At 68.7% G+C, this 17,062-nt stretch carries 23 protein-coding genes; 12 read left to right on the top strand and 11 right to left on the bottom strand.

Annotated features, from left to right (window positions below; translation table 11 throughout):
* Positions 1–381 (top strand): PASTA domain-containing protein (locus ABNF93_RS23400; RefSeq protein WP_349330299.1); only part of this gene is annotated, 381 nt, incomplete at its 5' end.
* Between the two features lie 77 nt (positions 382–458).
* Here the strand turns inward: ABNF93_RS23400 and ABNF93_RS23405 are convergent.
* The gene (locus ABNF93_RS23405) at positions 459–1,082 is read right to left on the bottom strand and encodes an aminodeoxychorismate/anthranilate synthase component II (protein WP_349330300.1); all 624 of its coding nucleotides are present in this window, start codon (positions 1,080–1,082) and stop codon (positions 459–461) included.
* 22 nt (positions 1,083–1,104) lie between these two features.
* Positions 1,105–1,920: a DUF881 domain-containing protein gene (locus ABNF93_RS23410; protein ID WP_349330301.1), complete on the bottom strand. Its 816-nt coding sequence runs from the start codon at positions 1,918–1,920 to the stop codon at positions 1,105–1,107.
* A 99-nt stretch (positions 1,921–2,019) separates the two neighbouring features.
* Here ABNF93_RS23410 and ABNF93_RS23415 point away from each other — a divergent pair, with 99 nt between their 5' ends.
* Positions 2,020–2,274: a cell division protein CrgA gene (locus tag ABNF93_RS23415; protein ID WP_349330302.1), complete on the top strand. Its 255-nt coding sequence runs from the start codon at positions 2,020–2,022 to the stop codon at positions 2,272–2,274.
* 219 nt (positions 2,275–2,493) lie between these two features.
* Here ABNF93_RS23415 and ABNF93_RS23420 read toward each other — a convergent pair whose 3' ends face one another.
* Both ABNF93_RS23420 and ABNF93_RS23425 read right to left on the bottom strand, forming a co-directional pair.
* Positions 2,494–3,393 (bottom strand): rhomboid family intramembrane serine protease, encoded by a 900-nt coding sequence (locus ABNF93_RS23420; protein WP_349330303.1) that lies wholly within the window; start codon positions 3,391–3,393, stop codon positions 2,494–2,496.
* Positions 3,394–3,470: 77 nt separating this feature from the next.
* The gene (locus tag ABNF93_RS23425; protein WP_349330304.1) at positions 3,471–4,001 is read right to left on the bottom strand and encodes a peptidylprolyl isomerase; all 531 of its coding nucleotides are present in this window, start codon (positions 3,999–4,001) and stop codon (positions 3,471–3,473) included.
* A 269-nt stretch (positions 4,002–4,270) separates the two neighbouring features.
* Between ABNF93_RS23425 and ABNF93_RS23430 the strand changes: the two genes are divergently transcribed.
* The gene (locus tag ABNF93_RS23430) at positions 4,271–5,140 is read left to right on the top strand and encodes a DUF5324 family protein (protein WP_349330305.1); all 870 of its coding nucleotides are present in this window, start codon (positions 4,271–4,273) and stop codon (positions 5,138–5,140) included.
* Between the two features lie 100 nt (positions 5,141–5,240).
* Here ABNF93_RS23430 and ABNF93_RS23435 read toward each other — a convergent pair whose 3' ends face one another.
* The 5 genes from ABNF93_RS23435 to ABNF93_RS23455 all read right to left on the bottom strand — a co-directional run bounded on the left by ABNF93_RS23435 (position 5,241) and on the right by ABNF93_RS23455 (position 9,647).
* Entirely contained in the window at positions 5,241–6,518 is a 1,278-nt protein-coding gene (locus ABNF93_RS23435) for a sulfatase family protein (RefSeq protein WP_349330306.1), read from the bottom strand.
* A 130-nt stretch (positions 6,519–6,648) separates the two neighbouring features.
* Positions 6,649–7,479, bottom strand: coding sequence for an ABC transporter permease (locus tag ABNF93_RS23440; protein ID WP_349330307.1), 831 nt, complete (start codon positions 7,477–7,479; stop codon positions 6,649–6,651).
* The gene (locus ABNF93_RS23445; RefSeq protein WP_349330308.1) at positions 7,436–8,296 is read right to left on the bottom strand and encodes an ATP-binding cassette domain-containing protein; all 861 of its coding nucleotides are present in this window, start codon (positions 8,294–8,296) and stop codon (positions 7,436–7,438) included. The genes ABNF93_RS23440 and ABNF93_RS23445 overlap by 44 nt, the downstream gene beginning before the upstream one ends.
* A complete protein-coding gene (locus tag ABNF93_RS23450; RefSeq protein WP_349330309.1) occupies positions 8,293–8,916 on the bottom strand; it encodes a MarR family winged helix-turn-helix transcriptional regulator in 624 nt (207 codons plus the stop codon). Before ABNF93_RS23450 ends, ABNF93_RS23445 begins: the two co-directional genes overlap by 4 nt.
* 92 nt (positions 8,917–9,008) lie before the next feature.
* Positions 9,009–9,647: a LysE family translocator gene (locus tag ABNF93_RS23455; RefSeq protein ID WP_349330310.1), complete on the bottom strand. Its 639-nt coding sequence runs from the start codon at positions 9,645–9,647 to the stop codon at positions 9,009–9,011.
* 164 nt (positions 9,648–9,811) lie between these two features.
* On the opposite strand from ABNF93_RS23455, the gene ABNF93_RS35005 reads away from it, so the two are divergent.
* Entirely contained in the window at positions 9,812–10,018 is a 207-nt protein-coding gene (locus tag ABNF93_RS35005) for a GrpB family protein (RefSeq protein ID WP_502877617.1), read from the top strand.
* 14 nt (positions 10,019–10,032) lie between these two features.
* On the opposite strand, the gene ABNF93_RS23460 is transcribed toward ABNF93_RS35005, so the two are convergent.
* On the bottom strand, positions 10,033–10,386 hold the full coding sequence (locus ABNF93_RS23460) for a VOC family protein (protein WP_349330311.1): 354 nt from the start codon (positions 10,384–10,386) through the stop codon (positions 10,033–10,035).
* A gap of 49 nt (positions 10,387–10,435) precedes the next feature.
* Between ABNF93_RS23460 and ABNF93_RS23465 the strand changes: the two genes are divergently transcribed.
* The 5 genes from ABNF93_RS23465 to ABNF93_RS23485 all read left to right on the top strand — a co-directional run bounded on the left by ABNF93_RS23465 (position 10,436) and on the right by ABNF93_RS23485 (position 14,802).
* Complete coding sequence (locus ABNF93_RS23465; protein WP_349330312.1) at positions 10,436–10,939, top strand: GNAT family N-acetyltransferase; 504 nt, start codon at positions 10,436–10,438, stop codon at positions 10,937–10,939.
* Positions 10,940–11,157: 218 nt separating this feature from the next.
* Positions 11,158–11,511, top strand: a complete 354-nt coding sequence (locus tag ABNF93_RS23470; protein ID WP_349330313.1) for a YciI family protein — start codon at positions 11,158–11,160, stop codon at positions 11,509–11,511.
* Between the two features lie 7 nt (positions 11,512–11,518).
* Positions 11,519–12,808: an RNA polymerase sigma factor gene (locus tag ABNF93_RS23475; RefSeq protein WP_349330314.1), complete on the top strand. Its 1,290-nt coding sequence runs from the start codon at positions 11,519–11,521 to the stop codon at positions 12,806–12,808.
* Positions 12,809–12,865: 57 nt separating this feature from the next.
* On the top strand, positions 12,866–13,762 hold the full coding sequence (locus ABNF93_RS23480) for a PAS domain S-box protein (RefSeq protein WP_349330315.1): 897 nt from the start codon (positions 12,866–12,868) through the stop codon (positions 13,760–13,762).
* Positions 13,763–13,866: 104 nt separating this feature from the next.
* A complete protein-coding gene (locus ABNF93_RS23485; RefSeq protein ID WP_349330316.1) occupies positions 13,867–14,802 on the top strand; it encodes a S66 peptidase family protein in 936 nt (311 codons plus the stop codon).
* Between the two features lie 13 nt (positions 14,803–14,815).
* Here the strand turns inward: ABNF93_RS23485 and ABNF93_RS23490 are convergent, their stop codons facing one another.
* A complete protein-coding gene (locus ABNF93_RS23490) occupies positions 14,816–15,421 on the bottom strand; it encodes a DUF1990 domain-containing protein (protein WP_349330317.1) in 606 nt (201 codons plus the stop codon).
* Between ABNF93_RS23490 and ABNF93_RS23495 the strand changes: the two genes are divergently transcribed.
* The 3 genes from ABNF93_RS23495 to ABNF93_RS23505 all read left to right on the top strand — a co-directional run bounded on the left by ABNF93_RS23495 (position 15,420) and on the right by ABNF93_RS23505 (position 16,994).
* Entirely contained in the window at positions 15,420–15,794 is a 375-nt protein-coding gene (locus tag ABNF93_RS23495; protein WP_349330318.1) for a VOC family protein, read from the top strand. The genes ABNF93_RS23490 and ABNF93_RS23495 overlap by 2 nt on opposite strands.
* A 113-nt stretch (positions 15,795–15,907) precedes the next feature.
* Positions 15,908–16,372, top strand: coding sequence for an HIT family protein (locus tag ABNF93_RS23500; protein ID WP_349330468.1), 465 nt, complete (start codon positions 15,908–15,910; stop codon positions 16,370–16,372).
* A gap of 19 nt (positions 16,373–16,391) precedes the next feature.
* Positions 16,392–16,994: an AAA family ATPase gene (locus ABNF93_RS23505; protein ID WP_349330319.1), complete on the top strand. Its 603-nt coding sequence runs from the start codon at positions 16,392–16,394 to the stop codon at positions 16,992–16,994.
* Positions 16,995–17,062 lie beyond the last annotated feature (68 nt).

The raw sequence follows: 17,062 nt of genomic DNA on the forward strand, positions 1-17,062 counted from the left end.
ACCCCCGCCCCCGAAGGCTCCACCATCACCGTCTACTACTCCAGCGGCCTCATCGAAGTCCCCGAAGTCCTCGGCGAAAGCCAAGCAGTCGCCGAAGCACGACTAGAAGACGCAGGCTTCAAGGTCAACGCCGTTGGCCAGTACACCACCGAGGCGCCGGCCGGCACGGTGATCGAGCAGGTGCCGAGCTCAGGAACGCGCCGTGAACGTGGTTCCACGGTGACGATCGAGATCGCCCGCACACCCGAACCGGAGCCCACGCCGGAGCCGACGGAGACACCGACGCCGACGGAGACGCCGACGGAGACACCGACGCCGACTGAAACGCCGACGTTCCCGTTCCCGACGGACACGCCGACCGACCCTCCGGACGACGAGTGAGCCTCGCCCGAGTCACCCGACCCCGATGGCACACCTCGAAGGGAACCTAGGGGACGCTGGCGACGCGTACCCGCGGTCTAGCGGCTGACCACCGGAGCGAGGCCGGCCGACCGTGCCACGGCGTCGGCCTCGCCACACACCTGCAGCCAGTTGGCGAGCATTCGGTGCCCGCCTTCGGTGAGGACGGACTCGGGGTGGAACTGCACGCCCTCGCAGGCCAGCTCGCGATGCCGGAGTGCCATCAGGACGCCTGATTCCGTACGCGCGGTGACCTCGAGAACGTCCGGCACCGACCCGGGCTCCACGGCGAGCGAGTGGTACCGGGTCGCGGTGAACGGATCGGGTAACCCGGCCAGGACTCCGACACCGGAGTGGTGGACCAGGCTGGTCTTGCCGTGCAGCAACTCGGGTGCGCGGGTCACTGATCCGCCGTAGGCGACCGCGATGGCCTGCAGACCGAGGCAGACGCCGAACACCGGGATCCGACCAGCGGCGTGGCGCACGACGTCGATGCACACCCCAGCCCGCTCAGGGGTGCCCGGGCCCGGAGACAGCAGGACGCCGGCGAACCCGTCGACGTCGCCCGGCACCAGGTCGTCGTTACGTCGTACCTCGCACTCGACCCCCAGCTGGTAGAGGTACTGAACGAGGTTGAAGACGAACGAGTCGTAGTTGTCGACGACGAGGATGCGTGCGGTCACCAGGCCATTGTGCTCGGCCGACCTACTCGTCAGACGGCTGGGCGTCCTTTCGTTCCTCGGCGTAGTCGAGGTTGAGCGGCCCGTCGAAGGCGGGCACCTGGATGTTCGGGGAGGTCTTCAACGACCAGCCAAGGTGGTATTTGGCCGCATAGTCTCGATAGATGTCGACTTCCGGCGATTCGCCAAGGGCTTCGACCATGCCTTCGGCGTCACCGATCGCCTCGATGTGGTACGGCGGCGAATAGACCCATCCGTTGATCCGGACGGTGTTGCCGACGCAGCGGACCGCCGAGGTCGAGATGACCCGCTGGCCCTGCAGGGTCACGGCCTCGGCCCCGCCCGCCCAGAGGGCGTTGACCACACCCTGGATGTCCTGCTGGTGGACGACGAGAGCGTCCGGGTCGACATCCTCCGAACGGCTGCTCACGGGCGCGTCGTCGAGGGTGACGCTCACGCCGGGTCCGGAGAGCGCGGTGAGGCCGGCCGCGGGAGCGAGCTGCTCCGCCTGCTTCTGCATGCTGTCGGCGTTGACGCCGCCGAGTTGGCTGTTGAGGAGGTCGTTGACCTCTTCTCGGAGTTCGGACCGGTCCGCGTCGAGGGTGCGGTTGCGTTGGACCTGGGCGCGGGCGAGGTCGGCGACGTCGGTCTGGCGTTCGGCACGCAGGTCGGTGCCGTCGGCGCTGACGGCGCTGGTCGCACCGAGGAACCCCGCCGCGCCGAACGTGGCGGCGGCGAGTAACCGGGTCATGATGCGGGTGGATCGGCTGGTCGGGTGCGCCGTGGTCTCGCTGGACCCGGCGGCTGGACGTGCCGGTGGCCCGGCCCGTTGCTCACCCACGTGCCCTCCGTCGTTGTCGCGGCAGCCGTGGAGACTACGCTAGCGGACATCGCGGTCAACTGACCCGAGCCCAAGACGTCACATGCGGAGGTCGGCGACGTGCCTGAGTCGCGCAACCGTAAGAAGCAGGCGTTCACGCCTCCACCCCGGAAGGCGGCCCCCAGCAGACTCCACGGTGGCCGCTGGGTGGCGCCGGTCATGTTGTTCTGCTTCCTGGCCGGTCTTGCGTGGATTGTGACGTTCTATCTCGCCGGCAGCCAGATCCCGGGCATGAGTGATCTCGGCAACTGGAACATCCTGGTGGGCATGGGCCTGATCACGATCGGCTTCGTCGTCGCCACTCAGTGGCAGTGACCGTGCAATGACAACGGTGTAGTTCTCCACCGCGCCGTCCCCAGCTGTGGACAACCTCCCGCCAAGGCAGCGTTCGAGGCTTCGTCCACACTCCCGGCGTACACCGCCCATAGGTCGCTGACCTGCGAAGATGTCCTATGCGAAGACGTGGTCACCGCGAGTTATCCCCAGTTTCCACAGGCTCCTGGGGAGAACTCCGTCTCCAGGTGGATGTGCTGGTCAGGACGTGAGTTGGGCGGTACGCCAGAGGATGAGGGCGAACGACGCGAGCAGAACCGCCGACAGGCCCAGGCCACGCAGTCCCGGCCGCCTGGGCATGTAGGCCAGGACCGCCGCGACGGCCATCCCGGCGACGAAGCCACCCAGGTGTGCCTGCCAGGACAGGAAGCTCCGGAACAGCACGTTGAGGACGATGTTGATCACCAGGACGCCGACGAACCAGCTCATGTCGGCCCGCAGCTTGCGGGCGAGCACGACCATCGCCCCGAACAGTCCGAACACCGCACCTGAGGCACCGACGACCGGGACGCCCGGCGGCGTGAACGCGTAGGCGACGGCCCCGCCGGCGATCGCCGAGATCACGTAGAGGTTCACGAACAGCTCGCGACCCAACAACTGCTCGAGCATCGGGCCCAGGATCCACAGCGAGAACATGTTGACCGCGAGATGCCAGATCTCGAGGTGGACGAACGCCGACGTGACGATGCGCCAGTAGCCGCCACCCGAGACACCCGGGACTTCGCCGCCGTTGACGCCGACGAACGAGTCGCCGCCCAGGAGCACGAGCCACTGGGACAACACCGGACCGAACAACAGCACCGCGACGAAGACGGCGACGTTGATCCCGATGATGACCTTGGTGGCTACCGCACCTTCACCGCGGACGACGCCACCGAAGCGCGTACGCGGCGCCCGCACGGTCCGCGCGCCCTCGCGTACGCATTCGACACACTGGAACCCGACGGCGGCCTGTCGCTGGCAGTCCGGGCAGATGTGACGCCCGCACCGCTGGCACCGGATGTAGGTCTCGCGTTCGGGATGCCGGAAGCAGGCCGGCTGCTCCTGCGGCGCCGAACTGCCACTCTCAGCTGGCTCGTCCGGTCGCGGGTGGTCGGTCATGGGACCTCCTTCGTCGGTCCCACGACCAAGGTGCTCTGCCTATTGCTGACCTCACTTCGTTCGGTCATCGCAGGCCGTCACGCCGCGCGGTGTTCGATCTCGACCGACTCGATGACCACGGTCTTGATCGGGCGGTCCATCGGCCCGGTCTCCACGGTGCTGATCCCGTCGACGACTCCCTGGCTCGCCGGGTCGGTGACCTCGCCGAAGATCGTGTGCTTGCCGTTGAGGTGCGGGGTCGGCCCCACGGTGATGAAGAACTGCGAGCCGTTGGTGTTGGGTCCGGCGTTCGCCATCGCCAGCAGGTAGGGCCGGTCGAAGCGCAGGTCGGGGTGGATCTCGTCGGCGAACCGGTAGCCGGGCCCGCCGGTGCCCGTCCCGACCGGGCAGCCTCCCTGGATCATGAAGCCCGGGATGACCCGATGGAACGTCAGTCCGTCGTAGAACCGCTTCGTCGTCTTCTCACCCGTCGAGGGGTCGACCCACTCGCGGTCACCCTCGGCAAGGCCGGCGAAGTTCTGCACGGTCTTCGGCGCGTGGTCGGGTAGCAGCTTGATCTGGATGTCGCCCGCCGAGGTCCGAAGTGTCGCGAAGGTCTCGTCCGTCACGAGAATGTCCCCTTGTCTGCAGCTCATTGCCGTCGAGTGCGATCCTTTCACGGCAACGTACAAGGTGGTTTCGGGGTGCCCTTTGCGCGAGGCCAGGTGTGCGGTGCCTGTGCGGTGGTATTCGGTCTGTGCTGCATGCGTCGGACAAGGTCCCTCATGGAGGGGCATGATCGGGAAGCAACGTGGGAAGGCATCACGCACGGGGTACCGGTACAGGAACCGACGGACCAGCCCACACTTCCAGCTGCGGGACGAGGAGGCGCAACCTGATGGGACGCCACAACAAACGGGGCGGCAAGGCCCCGAAGGCCCTGAACAAAGCCAACTTGGCCGCCGAGCACGCGTGGGAGAAGGTCAACCCGGCGATGACGAACGCACGGCAACGGATCGCTCCGGCTGTCGACGAGGCCAGGACCAGGATCGCGCCCGCGATGGACCATGCGCGAAACATCCTCGCCGAGGACGTCGCCCCCAAGGTGAGCACCGCCATGTCCTCGGCGGTGGCGGCCAGTGAGCCCTACCGTGCCGAGGCGAAGAGGCGGGGGACCGCCGCGGTCGCCGCGCTCAAGGGCGAGGTGGAGACCCGCCGGCGCAGGCGCCGCTGGCCCGGGCTGCTGTTCATCGCGGCGCTGGGCGCGGGTGCGGTGGCGGCGTACCGATATCTCAAGGGCGGTACGGACCGGCAGTGGGAGCCGATGCCGTCGACCACGCCGCCGTCGCGTTCGGACAGCGCCGGGCCGTCCGGGCCGAGTCGGGGTGCGGCGCAGGAGTCCGATCCGGCCGGCGCGGCACCTGACGAGGCGGTCGCTGACGAGGCGGCTACGAACCCGCCGCCGACCCGGCCGACCACCCCTGACAATCCGACGACCCACACCGAGACGGCCACGAGCGGCTCGTCCGAAGGCGGGGCGGTTCCTCCACAGAAGTCGGGGGACAGCGGGAGTGGAGCGAGGTCGGGTACGTCGTCGCCGAGTCAGGCCGCACGTCGGCGTTCGCCCCGCTCGTCCGGTTCCGGCGGGTCCGCTGGATCGGGTGGATCAGGCGGCGCCGGTGGGTCGAGTGGCCCCGGCAGGTCCGGAGGATCGACCGGTACCGGCGGGCGTTCGGCCGGCAACCGGAACCGCCCGAACAACGGCTGACTCCGCCGCCGGGACCTGACGGCAACGACAACGCTCCCGGGGGACGCCTCGGCCCGGTGCGCACGGACCACACCCGGCCGACACAGTTCCCGAGTACGCGTCACGCGGGCGCGGGGATGGGTCCGTCGAGCAGCGGGTCACCGGTGGCGCGCTGCCAGCGGACGAGCGTGTCCGCCAGCTCGCGTTCGACATCGGCGACCTCGGGTTTCCCGGCGAGGTTGTCGCGTTCCCACGGGTCGGCCGTGAGGTCGTAGACCTCGACCGCGGCCCGCTCCACCAGGTGGGCGTCACCCATTCCGGCTCTGGTCGCGCTCGCTTCGATGTCGCGTGGAAGCAGGAGCCGTGGACCCGGCTCGGCGTTGTGGATGTACTTCCACCGATCCGTGCGTACGGCCCGCATCGGGTCGTACGCATCGTGGTAGGTCTTCTCCGCGAACACCTCCGCCCGCACCGGGATGTCGGAGCCCCGCAACCACGTCGCGTGGCTCACGCCGTGCAGGCCGGCCGGCTGCGCTCCACCGGCGAGGTCGATCAGCGTCGGCAGGACGTCGACGTGTGCGGCCAGCCGACTGGTGGGTTCGCGCCGGTACGCCGACCCGTCCGGTGGGCGCATGAGCAACGACACCTGGATGCCCGGGTCGTACAACGTCGACTTCGCACCCGGGAAGGCCATTCCGTGGTCGGTGGTGAAGACGATCCAGGTGCGGTCGAGCAGGCCTTCGGCGCGCAGAGTCTCGACGAGCCGGCCGACGGCCCGGTCGGCGACCCGGATCGATCCGTGGAACGCCGCGAGGTCCTCCCGGGTGTGCGGATTGTCCGGGAGGTACGCCGGGACGGAGACGGTCGCCGGGTCGTCCGGCGGATAGAGGTCGGCGGGGTAGGGGCGGTGGACCTCGAAGAAGCCCACGACAGCGAGGAACGGCTCGCGGCGCCGGTCGGGTGCCGCCAGCCACGTCGTCGCCTCGTCGACCACCGTGTCGGCGCGCTGCCAGCCGGTCGCGGGATCGCGCCCTTCGTACACCTCGTCATAGCCCAGTCGCGACGGGTCCTGTGACTCGTGCTGCATGCCGAAGTTCGCACTGTGGTAGCCGAGCCCACGCAGGTGCATCGGCATCGTCTCGATCCCGGGTGCGTACTCCCAGCCGAGATGCTGCAGGCCCATCATGCCGTTGGCGTGCGGGTAGCGGCCGGACATCAGCGCCGACCGTGCCGGGCTGCACAGCGGCGTGGCGCAGAACGCCCGATCGAAGCGCACGCCCTCGGCCGCGATCCGGTCGACGGCGGGGCTCGGAACGCCAGGCACGCCGTAGGTGCCGAGCCGGGTGCCGAGATCATGCCAGTGGACGAGGACGATGTTCGGTCGCTCGATCGAGGTCACGGACCGAGGCTAGCCGCCGGCGGCGGCATGGCGGCACCCCGGCAACGGGTTCACGGGCGCGTTCGATCAACATGGCCGGGTCATCGCGTGGTCGTGACCAGTCCCGATCCCGATCCGGGCGGCCGGATCGTCAGCGCGCGAGCCGGCCGAGCAGGGCGGACGCGGCGGTGATGCCGGCAACGGCCGCGACGACGAGCACCCCGAAGTCGAGCCAGAGGTTCGCGGGCGTACCGATCAGGAGCCCACGCAGGGCGTCGACCTCGTAACTCAGGGGGTTGGCGTGGGCGATCCAGCGCACCCAGTGCGGCATCACGTCGATCGGGTAGAGCGCGTTGGACGCGAAGAACAACGGCATCGTGATCGCCTGCCCGATCCCCATCAACCGGTCACGGTTGAGCACCAGCCCGGCGATCGTGAGCGACAGGCACGAGAAGAACGCCGCACCGAGGACCAGGGCGACGAACGCCCCGAGGATCCGCAGCGGGTTGGGGGTGAACGTCACGCCCAGCACCAGGGCGAGCAGCAGGACGATGACGCCCTGTACCGAGGCGCGAACGCCCGCCGCGAACGCCTTGCCGGTGACCAGCGCGGCCCGAGGCGTCGGCGTGACGAGCAGCTTCGCGAGGACACCCGCGTCGCGTTCCCAGATGATCTGGATGCCGTAGAAGATCGCGATGAACAACGCCGACTGGGCGAGGATCCCGGGGGCGAGATAGTCGAGGTACGGCACGTCCCCGGTGGGGATGACCCGCAGCTGGCTGAACGTCGTACCGAAGATCGTGAGCCACAACGCCGGCTGGATCACCCGCGTGACGAGCTCGGTGCGGTCGTGGCGGAGCTTCTGCAGTTCGAGCAGGCACAGGGTCGCGACCCGGCTGGGCAGCCGCCATCCGAGCGAGCGCCCGGCGATGCGGGCCTCAGCCGAGTCGGCGGGCGGTGCGGCGGGTGCTGCGTACGGCACGGAACCCCCCTTCCGGGTTGTCGTTGTCGGTGAAGGTGTCGCCGGCGTGGTGGCGGAACACGTCCTCGAGCGACGCGTCCGGACCGAGGGCGGCCTTCAGCTCGGCCGGTGCCCCGACGGCACGGAGCCTGCCCAGGTGCATGAGACCGAGCCGGTCACACATCTGGTCGGCCTCGTCCATGTAGTGCGTGGTGACGAGGACGGTCATGCCGGTGTCGGCACGGAGTTCTGCGACGCGCTCCCAGACGGTGCCGCGGGCGATCGGGTCGAGGCCGATGGTCGGCTCGTCGAGGACCAGCAGGCGCGGCCGGTTGATGAGAGCCTGGGCCAGTTCGAGCCGGCGGATCATGCCACCGGAGTACGTACCGGCGAGCCGGTCGGCCGCGTCCTGCAGACCCATGACCTCCAGCGACTCGTCGACCTGGCGGCGGCGGTCGCGGCGAGGTACGTCGAAGAGTCGGGCGAACAGCATGACGTTCTCACGGCCGGTGAGGGCGGCGTCGGCGGACAGCTGTTGGGGCACGTAACCGAGGAGCCGACGGATGGCGATCTTGCGGTGGCGCACGTCGTAGCCGAAGACGCTGGCCTCGCCTTCCTGGACCGGCAGCAGGGTCGTGAGGACGCGGAGCGTGGTGGTCTTGCCGGCACCGTTGGGTCCGAGGAGGCCGAACACTTCGCCCCTGCGTACGTCCAGGTCGAGGTCGGCGACGGCCACCTGCTCCTTGAAGCGGTAGGTGAGGCCACGGATGACCACCGCGAACGCGCCGTCCTCGTTTGTGGGGGCCGCATCGCTGGTGATGAGGGTGTCGTCGGTCACTGGCTGCCCCCTCGTATTGCTTCCTGGGCGGACTTGGTGGCTGCCTTCGTCACGCTGGTGGCGCTGGTGGCCGCCTCGAGGTGGTGGGTGAGGGCGGCGAGAGCGGGTACGACGGCGCTGAGGACGGCGCGCTGGTCGGCGGGCAGGGTCCGCAGGGCCGCCGCGACGGCATGGCTGCGGCGGTCGCGCCAGGCTCCGAGCCGTCCCTCCGCCGCAGCGGTGAGCTGAAGGCGGGCCACCCGACGATCGCTGGCGTCGGCGTCCCGGCGCAGTAGCTCGGCCGCGGAGAGCTGGCGGACGAGTGTGCTCACCGTGTTGGGTGCGACCCGCAACGTGGCGGCGGCGTTCGCGACCGAGATGCCTGGTTCGCGGCGGACGAGGCGTAGCAGTTCAGCCTGCGCGCCGGTCAGCGGCCCGAACGGCCAGTCGGGACCGCAGCGCAGCAGACCACGACGGAGTGCGCCGATGCCGCTCAGGAGCTCCTCGGCGAGTGTCAGTTCGGCTTCGTCCTCGAGGGTCGGGGAGGGCTCTCTCGAGGTGTCAGCCACCGCGGCCTGCTCGAGGGGAGTGCCCTCGATCGCTTCCTGGACCGGAGCCTCGTTGGGTACCGATGACACCACCCCCGCAGAATAGCTCTGTCGCAGAGGTATTGCGAGAGAACTGCGGGCCCATTGGCGCAGGGCGCTCCCCACGCGAAAGCGTCGGGTCGAGATCAGCGGGAGTCGAGTGCCAGGCGCACGGCGAGGCCACCGAAGATTGCCGCCGAGGCGCGGTCGAGCCACCGGCGGACACCGATACGCCGCAGCACCTGCTCGGAGAGTGCTCCGGCCGCCACTCCTGCCGACGCGTCGACGGCCAACCCGACCACGATGAACGTCCCGCCAAGCACCAGGAACTGCATAGTCGCCGGCCAACTGCCCGCACCGGTCGTGAGGAACTGTGGGAAGAACGCGAGGTAGAAAAGGATCACCTTCGGGTTCGCGAGGTTCGTCAACACAGCCATCGCATAGACGCGGGACACCGATCGGGGGCGCTCGAGCCGCTCGACCGTCATCGCCTGGCGCGTACGACTCGAACGCCACGTGGTCACGGCGAGGTAGACGAGGAAAACCGCGCCCGCGATGCGTACGCCCTCCAGGAGGGTCGGTGCCGCCTGCATCAACGCGCCCAGACCCAACGCGGCCGCCACCGTGTGGCACGCCAGCCCGGTCGACATGCCGAGCGCCGCGACCACGCCAGCCCGGCGGCCACCGGTGATGGCGTTGGCGACGATGAAGAGCATGTCGGGGCCGGGTACGAGACTGACGAGGGCGACGGCGACGACGAATCCGATGAGCAGCGCATGGTTCATGCGCCCATCCTCTCCGACTGCCCCGACAACCCGACTGCCCCGACAACCCGACTGCAGACAATGGCCCATGTGACCTCAGCGACGAACCGGAGGTCGGACCCGCGCAGCCGGAGTGGCTCACACAGGGCCGGTCGCTGCGGGCCGAAGTCCTTCTGGCGTTGGAGTTGTGGCGCGACAACCTGGCGTTCCGCGACGTCCTGCGTACGCATCCAGACGCCGTCACGGAATATGCGGCCGCCAAGCAAGCGGCCATCCGCCGGGAGAGCCGACTGCGGGCGTACGCGGCGGCCAAGGCCCGGACCGTGCGGGCACTCCTCGAGCGCGCACGGCCATCGTCTCGACGTTTCAGGCGGAGATTGCTTTCAGGCTGAGATTTGCCTCGTCGCTAAGGAAGGTGTGCCGAGTCGTCGTGTTCGATGATGTTGATGAGCATACCGCCAGGTGCCCGGACGAAGAACCGCACCCTGCCGTCCGGCTCATGCGTCAGCGGGTAGGCGATGTCGTAGTCACGGAACTTCGCCTCTTCGTACGCCTCGCGTGCGTCGGGCACGTGAATGGAGATCGCCGGTCCGTCGTCCTGTGTCAGTTGGACCTGCGCCAGAGGATTGTCGCGCGAGCGGAGGTTGACGACTCCACGATGGTCGAAACCCATGCGTAGGCCGAGGAACTCGATCAGGAAGTCCCGGGTCGCGTCGGTGCTGTCGACCCGCAGGTTGGGGACAATCGCGGTGACTTTCATTGGCGGATGCTATCCGCCGGAGGCACCCACGTCGGTAACGTTCCGACGCATGGACATCGGAGTGGCGGCGCTTCGCGAGGCAACCGAGGAAGCGGTGGAATGCTTCGCCCGCCTGTTGCCACAACTGTCCTCGTCCGCGCCTTCCCTGACCCGCGCCAGCCTCGAGAAGATCATCGCGTGTCCCACGAATACCGTGCTCGCGGCGCGAGGCGACGGACGCCTGGTGGGCGCGCTGACCCTGGTCATGATCCCGATTCCTACCGGGGTACGTGCTTGGATCGAGGATGTCGTCGTCGACACCGACATGCGCGGCGTGGGCATCGGTGCGGCTCTCACATCGGAGGCCGTACGGATCGCAGCGGAGGCAGGCGCCCGGACAGTCGACCTGACGTCGCGCCCGTCGCGGGCGTCGGCGATCCGACTGTACGAACGGGTCGGCTTCGTCCGGCGGGACACCAATGTCTACCGTCACTGTTGGATCGTGATTTCTGCTGTCGTACAAGGGGTTCTGCTAGCGACGCGGTTCTTCGCTCACCTGCTCAGGTATCGCTGACGGGCACCCCGCGACGACGGGAAATTGCCGTGTGGTCCCGAATCATCCCCGGCGAACCCTGTCGATCCGACGGCCCGCCGTTCGTATAAGAGGTGTGAGTAGGGCCGGCATCACGGCCACGAAACACGCCCAGCGCCTCAAGAGCGCGCCAGGCGGGTCATACGGCCCCGGACGAAACGGACAGCGCCGCCCACCCGGCGCCGAAGGAGGAGGACAAAATGGCGAAATACCTGCTCAGCATCTACCAACCCGATGGTGATCCACCGCCGCCCGAGGTCCTCGAGCCGATCATGCGGAACATCGAGGCGGTCAACGCCGAACTTCGGGCAGCCGGCGCCTGGGTGTTCTCCGGCGGCCTGCACTCTCCGGGCGCCGCAACCGTGGTGCGACTCCAGGACGACGACGTGCTCACGACCGACGGCCCCTACACCGAGGGCAAGGAACACATCGGCGGATTCACCGTCATCGAGGCGCCGGATCTCGACGCCGCGCTCGAGTGGGGCCGCAAGCTCGCCCGGGCGATCACGCTCCCGATCGAGGTGTGGCCGATGCGGTACGGAACCTGCACGTGAGATGCCGATGACGCCCGACCCACCGGACGCAACCGACCCACCGGACGCAACCGACCCACCGGAGGCAGCCGACCCACCGGTGTCCGCCGCCGAGATCGACCGCGTCTTCCGTGAGGGGCACGGCCGTGCGGTCGCCGTCCTGGTGCGCGTCTTCGGTGACATCGACATCGCCGAGGACGCGGTCCAGGACGCCTTCGCCGCGGCCGTCCAACGATGGCCGGACACCGGGCTCCCCCCGAGCCCCGCGGGATGGATCATCACCACGGCCCGCAACCGGGCGATCGACCGGCTCCGCCGGGAGTCCTCACGTGAGGACCGCCACGCCCAGGCCGCCCTCCTCCACGCCCGCGAGGAGTCTTCGGGCTACGCCGAGGAGGGACCAGTGCACGACGACCGGCTACGCCTGATCTTCACCTGCTGCCACCCGGCGCTCGCCACCAGCGTCCAAGTGGCGTTGACGCTCCGGCTGCTGGGCGGGCTCACCACGGCGGAGATCGCCCACGCGTTCCTCGTACCCGAGCCGACCATGGCGCAGCGACTGGTTCGCGCCAAAGGCAAGATCCGCGACGCCAGGATCCCGTACCGCGTCCCCCGCGATGCCGACCTTCCCGACCGGCTCCGTTCCGTACTCGCAGTCGTCTATCTCGTCTTCAACGAGGGCTACACCGCGAGCTCGGGCGACCGGCTCGTGCGCGAGGACCTCTGCGGTGAGGCCATCCGGCTCGGCCGGCTGCTCGCCGACCTCATGCCCGACGAACCGGAGGTCATCGGCCTGCTCGCGCTGATGCTGCTGATCGAGTCACGGCGCGCCACCCGTACGACAACGGACGGCGACCTCGTGCTGCTCGCCGCCCAGGACCGCGGACGCTGGGACCGTGAGCTGATCGCCGAGGGTCAGTCCCTCGTACGACATTGCCTGCGGCGCGACCAGCCCGGTCCGTACCAGATCCAGGCGGCGATCAACGCCGTCCACAGCGAGGCGACCACCGCCGAAACCACGGACTGGGCGCAGATCCTCCAGCTGTACGACCATCTGCTGGCATTGACCCCCACGCCGGTCGTCGCGCTCAACCGCGCCGTCGCAGTGGCCGAGGTCGAAGGGCCCGCGGCCGCACTCGCCCTGGTCGACGGCCTCGGTCTTGAGCGCTACCACATGTTCCACGCCATCCGCGCCGATCTTCTCCGCCGCCTGGGCCGCACCGTTGAGGCCGCGCAGGCGTACGACGCCGCGATCGCCCATACCCAGAACGCCGCCGAGCGCACCTTCCTCCAGCGCAGCCGGCAGACGCTCGCCTGACGGTCGCCTGACGCACGGATCCACGTGAGGTATGAAGGGAAGAGGGGGTGTCGCGGTATGCCTGGCGTGCAAAAGCGGTCAGAGGACCCGGCGGAACGAATCCGTGAGATCGAGGCGATGTTGGCCGCGATTACGGCATTCGAGGTCACCATGCTCGATATGTCCGGACGTATCGCCAGTTGGAGTGCTGGTGGGGAAGCCCTGACCGGCTACACGGCGGCGGAGGTCCTCGGCCAGCCCGCCTCGATGTTCTACGCCGATGACGACCGGCCCGAGATCGAGCGCCGCCTGCGGACCGCGCAGGACGTCGGCCGGTCGGAGTTCCAGGGATGGCGTTGGCGCAAGGACGGCGACAAGTACTGGGCCGGTGTGGTTCTCGCGCCGGTTCGCCGCGACACCGGTGAATTGACCGGGTTCGTCTCGGTCACCCGTGACGAGACCGAACGCCGCGACATCGAGGAACGCCAACAGCGGCAACGGGATGAGATCCTCGAGCTGTCGACGCCGGTCGTCCAGGTCTGGGACGACGTACTCGTCCTCCCCATCATCGGCACCCTCGACTCTCGCCGCGCGGCCCGCCTGACCGAAGGGCTGCTGGCGACGATCGCCGAGACGCAGGCGAAGGTCATCATCCTGGAGGTCACCGGCGTACCCACCATCGACTCCGTCCTCGCCCAGCACCTGCTCAACACGGTTCGCGCAGTCGCCCTGATGGGCACGGTGAGCATCCTGAGCGGCGTACGTGCGGAGGTGGCCCAATCCATGGTGAACCTCGGCGTCGACCTCGGGCAGCTCCGGTCGCGCTCGACCCTGCGTGACGCCCTGCAGTTGGCGTTGCGGTTGTTGGAGGACCAGCCGAGTACGCCCGGCAGCGGGCATCCGGGCGGCGACGACGCGGAGCGGTTCGGCCTCGGCCACAGCACAGAGCGGCCCTCGTGGCCGGGAGGCGTCTGATCCCAGGACGTTCGGGGGCTTATGTCGACTGGCGTCACCAGCCCCGTGGTCTGCCCATCCGGCGTACGCAGGACTGTCGGCGACCCGTGCCAGACTTCGCCGGCATGCGCACCGCGCTGGTTCCACCCCGCCTCGAGCACGGGGACCGCGTCCGCTTCGTTTCGCCGGCCAGTCCGCCGACCCGCGATGGGGTCAAGCGCGGCGAGGAACTGCTGACGGGCTGGGGACTCAGGGTCGAGATCGGCGAGCACGCCTTCGATCAGGTGGGTTATCTCGCGGGAGCGGACGAGGATCGTCTGGCCGACCTGAACGAGGCCATTCGCGACCCGGGCGTTCGCGCGATCTTCGCGACCACGGGCGGCAAGGGTGCCTACCGGATCGCCGGTGACCTCGACTTCGCCGCCGCCCGACGCGACCCGAAGCCCCTTGTCGGATTCAGCGACATCACGCACCTGCATCTCGCGTTGTGGCGGCGGTGCCGGCTGGTCGGCCTGACCGGCCCGTTCGTCAACTGGTACGACGAATACACCGGGCCGGCATCGGCGGAGTCGCTGCGGCGGGCTCTGATGACGACCGACCCCATCACGGTCCACCAGGACCCGGCCGAACCCACCGCCGCGGTCACGGTCGAGGGCAGCGCCAGCGGTTTCCTCATGGGCGGGAACCTCAGCGAGGTCCGCGGCGAAGTCGGCGTCGAGCTGCCCAGCCTCGACGGCGCCATCCTGTTCATCGAGGACGTCAAAGGCACGGGGCTCGGCCAGGTCGACCGGGAACTCACCCAGCTCATGAAGTCAGGCTCATTCGACGGGCTCCGCGGAGTCGCGGTCGGGCAGTTCCCGGGTTTCGAGGAGACGGTTCGAGGAGGGTGGACGATCATCGACGTACTTCGTGACCGGCTCACCAGGCTTGGCGTTCCCGTCCTCGGCGGGCTGCCTATCGGTCACGCGCACAACCCGCATCTGCCCACCCTGCCGCTCGGCACCAACGCCACCGTCGACACGGCGGCCGGCACCCTGACGGTCGCCGCAGGTGTGCGGTAGCCCGGACCACGACCTAACGAGTGGGCCGCTCGGCGGCGAGGGCGACCCTTCTGGTCGCGGTGACGTAGCGATTCGTCACCCAGTCCTGGATCCGTCGGATCACCGGGTCGCCGAAGCGGCTCAACGGATTCGCCGGACGGGAGAACGCCGTCACCTCCAGGACCACGGAGCCATCGGGCTGGCGCGACACCACGAAGGACTCCTCGCCGGACTCGGGATGGCCGGGCAAGGTCCCATAGGCGAAACCCCGCCGATTCTCCTCGCGTACGACATAGATCACCCGGCACGGCGCCACGACTCCGACGTTGCCGACGCCGAACACGACCGCGACAACGGCGTCAGGCTGCGCGACAGGATGGCTCGGGTGGACGCGAAGGCCCGCACCCCGATGCAGCTGCCAGGACAGGACGGCCTGCCCGCAGCGCTCGAAGACGTCGTCCCCGTGCCCCAGTTCTGCCCTCCGGACCACATGCCGGTAGCCGGCCGGTAGCTCGCTCGCGGTGGCGCCGACCTCCGGGTAGGTCACCTCAGCCTCGGCGAGTTCCGCGAGTGGTGGAACGCGCAGCATCACCCACACACCACCAGTCTTGCCGAAACAGGGTCGTAGGGTCTGGTGCATGGCATCTCTCGTACGACACGTGACCATCGACTGCGCCGACGCCTACCAGCTGGCGTCGTTCTGGGCGAAGGTCCTCGACAGTGCGGTTTCCGACGAGGACAAGCCGGGTGACTCTGAAGCGCTGGTCACCACGACGGGCGCCGCCTTGCTGTTCGTCACCGTGCCCGAGCCCAAGGGCGTAAAGAACCGGGTGCACCTGGATCTCCAGCCGCAGGACCGCACCCGCGACGAGGAGGTGGAGCGGCTGCTTGCCCTGGGCGCGACGCTGGTCGGCGACCACCGCGTGCCGGACGGCAGGGGTTGGGTGACCCTCGCCGATATCGAGGGGAACGAGTTCTGCGTGGAGCGCGGCGCCGCCGAGCGTTCTGGCTGATCGCTGCGTTCGACACCCTTCGGCGGCGACCTGAGGGAGTGGAGTCATGACCCTCACGCGGGGACACGTTGCTGGACTTCAGGGATCGCACCGGTAACACTCTCCCCGTGGCGATGATCCTTCCTGCCCAGGACGACTGCTCGTTCTGCGTCTTCCTACTCGGGCACCGCCCGTACACCATCCTGGAGCGCTCCGCCACGGTTGCCCTCCTGGTCACGAGGGAGCAGCGCGGTATCGGCCACCTGCTGGCGATTCCGACTGCTCACCGGCCCACCATGCTCGACCTCCAACCAGACGAGTTCGCGCCGCTGCTGGAACTGACCCAGCGGGCAACGGCCGCGATAGTAGGAGCCTTCGACGTCGAAGGCGTAGCCGTGTGGCAGAACAACGGCGTGTCAGCGCGCCAGTCCGTTCCGCACCTGCACATTCACGTGGCCGGGACGTTGCCCGGCGGAGGAACGGAGTGGGGCGAGGTCCCGAGACTTTCGATCGCCGAGACCGACGGCATCGCAGATCGGCTGCGCCCCCACCTCTCGCCGGGCACGAACTCACCGCAGCACAGAGAGTTCGCCGTCTGACATCTCGTCGGGAGAGTGCATGCCGGATCCCGTCATCGGTCGGCTGCTGCTGATCACCGGAGCCAGCGCCGCCGGCAAGACGATTGTGGGCCACGAAGTTGCCTCGTTGCTGTCACGAGCCGTGCACATCGACGGCGACGCCATACAGCGCTTCGTCGTCTCCGGCGCCGTTCCGATGGATGTGCCACCGCCACCAGGAGCCGTTGAGCAGTTGACGTTGCGCTACGCAGCTGCCATGACCGTGTCCAGCCTGTACCGCCGAGCCGGCTTCGACGCCGTGATCACCGACAACGTATTCGAAGCCCACCTCACCGGTCTACTTTTCGTGGCTTTCGCCGATGCACCGAGCGAACCGGTACACGTCGTCGTGCTCGACCCGCCACTCGAGGTCATCAGGAAGCGGTATGACACCAGGCCTGGTGGCGGATACTCCGACACCATCACACCGGAGGCGCTACAGGAGGCGGTCGCCCGTACGCCGAGGATCGGGCTGTGGCTGGACAACGGCCATCACACGCCGGCCGAGACGGCCGCCGAAATCGTCGACCGGCTTGACGAAACCGCAGTCACGCAACGCGAGCTGCTCGTGCGCGTGAACGCGCCCGAACGGACGACATCGTGACGCGGGCGATCACGCTGGGGAGATGTGAGTCATGGCGAGATCCGGGTCATGGTCGGGGGTCTCGATGC

This window comes from Actinopolymorpha sp. B9G3 (assembly GCF_040120725.1).
In the GTDB taxonomy this organism is placed as follows: Bacteria; Actinomycetota; Actinomycetes; order Propionibacteriales; family Actinopolymorphaceae; genus Thermasporomyces.